This is a genomic window from Allocoleopsis sp. (genome assembly GCF_036703385.1).
Lineage (GTDB): Bacteria > Cyanobacteriota > Cyanobacteriia > Cyanobacteriales > Coleofasciculaceae > Allocoleopsis.
In genome coordinates this window covers 1-3,326 of the sequence record NZ_DATNPA010000631.1, presented here as the reverse complement: position 1 = coordinate 3,326, position 3,326 = coordinate 1, and the positions used below count along the sequence as shown (strand labels likewise).

Annotated in this window: 5 protein-coding genes; 4 read left to right on the top strand and 1 reads right to left on the bottom strand. The window is 46.3% G+C overall.

Annotation, left to right across the window (positions count from 1 at the left end; genetic code table 11):
• The 4 genes from V6C93_RS30040 to V6C93_RS30025 all read left to right on the top strand — a co-directional run.
• Positions 1–457, top strand: a 457-nt coding sequence (locus tag V6C93_RS30040) for a DNA cytosine methyltransferase (RefSeq protein WP_333480349.1), incomplete at its 5' end; no start/stop codon positions are given.
• Positions 458–824: 367 nt separating this feature from the next.
• On the top strand, positions 825–971 hold the full coding sequence (locus V6C93_RS30035; RefSeq protein WP_333480348.1) for a hypothetical protein: 147 nt from the start codon (positions 825–827) through the stop codon (positions 969–971).
• Between the two features lie 174 nt (positions 972–1,145).
• The gene (locus V6C93_RS30030; protein WP_333480347.1) at positions 1,146–1,733 is read left to right on the top strand and encodes a Uma2 family endonuclease; all 588 of its coding nucleotides are present in this window, start codon (positions 1,146–1,148) and stop codon (positions 1,731–1,733) included.
• 81 nt (positions 1,734–1,814) lie between these two features.
• Entirely contained in the window at positions 1,815–1,943 is a 129-nt protein-coding gene (locus V6C93_RS30025; RefSeq protein WP_333480346.1) for an AbrB/MazE/SpoVT family DNA-binding domain-containing protein, read from the top strand.
• Between the two features lie 46 nt (positions 1,944–1,989).
• Here V6C93_RS30025 and V6C93_RS30020 read toward each other — a convergent pair.
• Positions 1,990–3,326: hypothetical protein (locus V6C93_RS30020; RefSeq protein WP_333480345.1), on the bottom strand; the 1,337-nt coding region annotated here is incomplete at its 5' end.

The following is a 3,326-nucleotide window of genomic DNA, read 5'->3' as shown; positions in this document are numbered from 1 at the left end:
CAGTTCCATGCAAACTCAGCACACGGAAACATCCATTGAGCGTTTTAAAGAGACACCAGCAGGGAAATTAGAACCCATCAGTCGATTGCGGCGTCTGGATTGGCAAAAACCTTGCCATACCCTAAGAGCTGGAACCGGTTCAGATCGGGGCGCTTATACCTCCCCTCGTCCCATTCATCCCGACTACCCAAGAGTGATTTCCGTGCGAGAGGCAGCGCGACTGCATTCATTCCCCGACTGGTTTCGCTTCCACATCACCAAATGGCATGGTTTTCGACAAGTCGGCAATGCCGTGCCGCCACTTCTAGCACGAGCTTTAGGACGGCAAATCCTTGCAGCCTTGGAAGTGAAACCCTCGGTGCCGAAGGTTTCCATAGAACTTGGAAATCCTCAATTGATCAGATTTAGCCAGTTGCAGGCATCCAAGTATTGGAAAACACTGATCGATGAGGGTTAAGTCACGTATGACTTGAAAGTTTGTATAGGGTGGGTTACGGCTACGCCTAACCCACTAAATCTCGACTAAAAGTGGGTGACGCAACGCTAACACACACTACAATTTGGCTTTCCCTTGAAACGTGCAACATCTGGGTTGAACTGGTAAAATTCTAGATTATTCTCAGCTAGTGATTCACATCACAGGGTGACAGAGAGGCTGTCACGTTTCATTTCAGGGGCGCATCACAAGAGCAAAAACTCCCGATCACTGAGGATCTAGGGAATTTCTCGGATAGTAGAATTACAGAGCTTTTGAAAAAGGGACTATGAGACAGGCTGAAGTTTGCTTCCCCAAATTCCCCGTTGAACACCTTGCGAATCGAATCATGTGTCTTCGCAAAATTACTCGGATTGACCAACATTTATTTATGTCGGCTCTCCTCTCTAAAAAGGCTCTATCCCCAGAAGAGAAAAATTTAGTCGAACAGGTTTATCAGGGGCTGAACAAGGGTTGGATAAAAGTCGTGGACTAAATCAATGAGGTTTTATTAGACTTCAAAAAAGACACTATTTATTATTTATTTTTCGGTTTTATCTATTAATTTTATAGGGTACATCCAATTGCTCAACTTCAGATACTGGCTTGACGAAAACAAGCTCACGGAGTAAGAGATACTCATCGCTTCAAGGAACGGATAGAATTAAGTGTGTCCATCCGAAAGCGATCGCGCCTCATGATTGCAGTCCCAGGTTTCCTGACTCTAGACGACTTCTTAAAGCTACCTGCTATTGAAGAGTCGCCTGCCTGGGAATACATTGACTCAGAGGCAATGCAAAAGCCAATGCCAGGAGGAAAACACAGCCGATTGCAACTGCGTCTGGCATCTGCCATGAATGCGACGACTTCAACCTATGAGGCATTGCCAGAACTGCGGTGTACCTTTGGAGGGCGATCAATTGTTCCAGACTTGGTAGTGGTAGCCACAGAGCAAATTCCAGTGGATGATGATGGCGAAATTATCAGTACAGGACTTGAGTTTGCCCCACCCTGGGTGATTGAGATTCTGTCACCCGATCAAAACCAAACAAAGGTGACACGCAAGATTTTACATACGTTGCGGCATGGTGGACAGATGGGATGGCTGGTAGACCCAGATGAACGAGTGGTGCTGGTGTATCGCTGCGATCGCCTACCTGATGAGTTTACTGGAGATGCTGTATTGCCTTGCCTTGAAGGGATTGCTCTGCAACTTACAGCCGAGGAGATGTTTGGCTGGTTGAGGGTGCGGGCATAAGTGTCGTTTGAGTAAAGTGCTGAGTGAACATCGATGTTATCGGCTTGCTAAGCTAAAGGCAGCTCTGTTGAGGAAGTCAATATGACGGTTTTAACTATCGATAATTTGGGTCGGGTTATGCTTCCCGAAGGAATTCGACAGACGTTGGGACTGAATCCGGAGGATCAACTGACTCTCGAAATGTACGGAAGAGCCGATCGCTTCTATTAAGCTTAAACCTCACGAAGTTGGCAACCATACTCAAATTACCTCTACCTTACACACCAAACTGTTTACTGTTGCGAAGCCAGTTTGCTATCTCAGATGCGATCAGTACGGTTGGAACTGCAACTAACCCACCGCTATTAAATACCCCAGTTACCAAAAATAATGTATCTGCCAGACTAAAGTGTGTGTGAGTAAATAGGCTACTGGATACACTACTGGACAGAATACAAGCTGCAACAGATGCTGAAAACAATCCCTGTATACTCCCTAAATGTCTCATCCAAGCCGCAACGAACCCTGCGACCAACACTTGAATGCATATTGATAGAGGAAAGATGAATTTGAGGATGTTGCCATCTAGCGCAACACCGATGAACACTAACGCATAACCAACCAGTCCACCCACCAAACCACATATCAAGGGTAACGTCGGGTTTAGCTGAACCTGCGGAGATAAGCGTATAGTCTGAGTTGGGCTGTCTAGAAAGAGCCATTCTGAAACGGGAAGCCGCTCTACCCGCTTGCGCCAAAACCAGGATGACATTGGATATGCCCACAAACCAATGAGTGCTAGTGAGATCAACGGATTAAATGCTATGACCAGATGAGCCGAAGATTGGTTGTTCCATGCTATGAATGTCTTGAACATACTGACGAATAGGTTAGCAAAGATTCCACTGGCGATCGCAATCCCCCACCGATAGAAAATGCGAGGAGATTGACTTATTGCAGCGATGGGTAGCCATACCTTCGCGCTTGCAGCCATCCACTGAAAAAAGGCTGTAAAACTAATCATCAGCAAGCCACCCCAAAGTAAGAGGATAAGAGGATTGGAGAGAAATTTAGAAGCCCCTACAAACGAAATCTGCTGTCCTACAACCACACCTAATGCTAATCCGATTCCCAGTTTGTTAATCCCAAGAACCGACTTCTCACAAGCTACGGCAGCAAACGTCGTTCGCCAAGTCCCAGACCCGATAACATAAATGATCACTATTGCTGAGAGCAAGACAGGCACAAAAAAGGTGAATATGTCCAACATGGGACGCAATGAAGGGGCTACTGTCTGCCGTGTGATCTGAGCTAGACCAACAAAATTAGCAAATGGGATCATAGTTGCCATGCCTGTAGCAAACGCGTCCCAAAATCCCATTTGTAATAGTGGATTGGGGTTTTCTAGAATGCGCTGACGCACGCCCCAATCTGGATGATTCTTGTCGATTCTTTGCCAAAAGTCCAGTTTCTTTGGAGGTTTCGCTAATTCGTGAACCACCCACATGGCAACCGATTGACTATCCCAGGTAGAGGCACGCAAATCGGCATAGAACTCACGTACCCGCACAACAGATTTGCGCGTCAGGTAAATCAATAAAGCTAAAACCACAA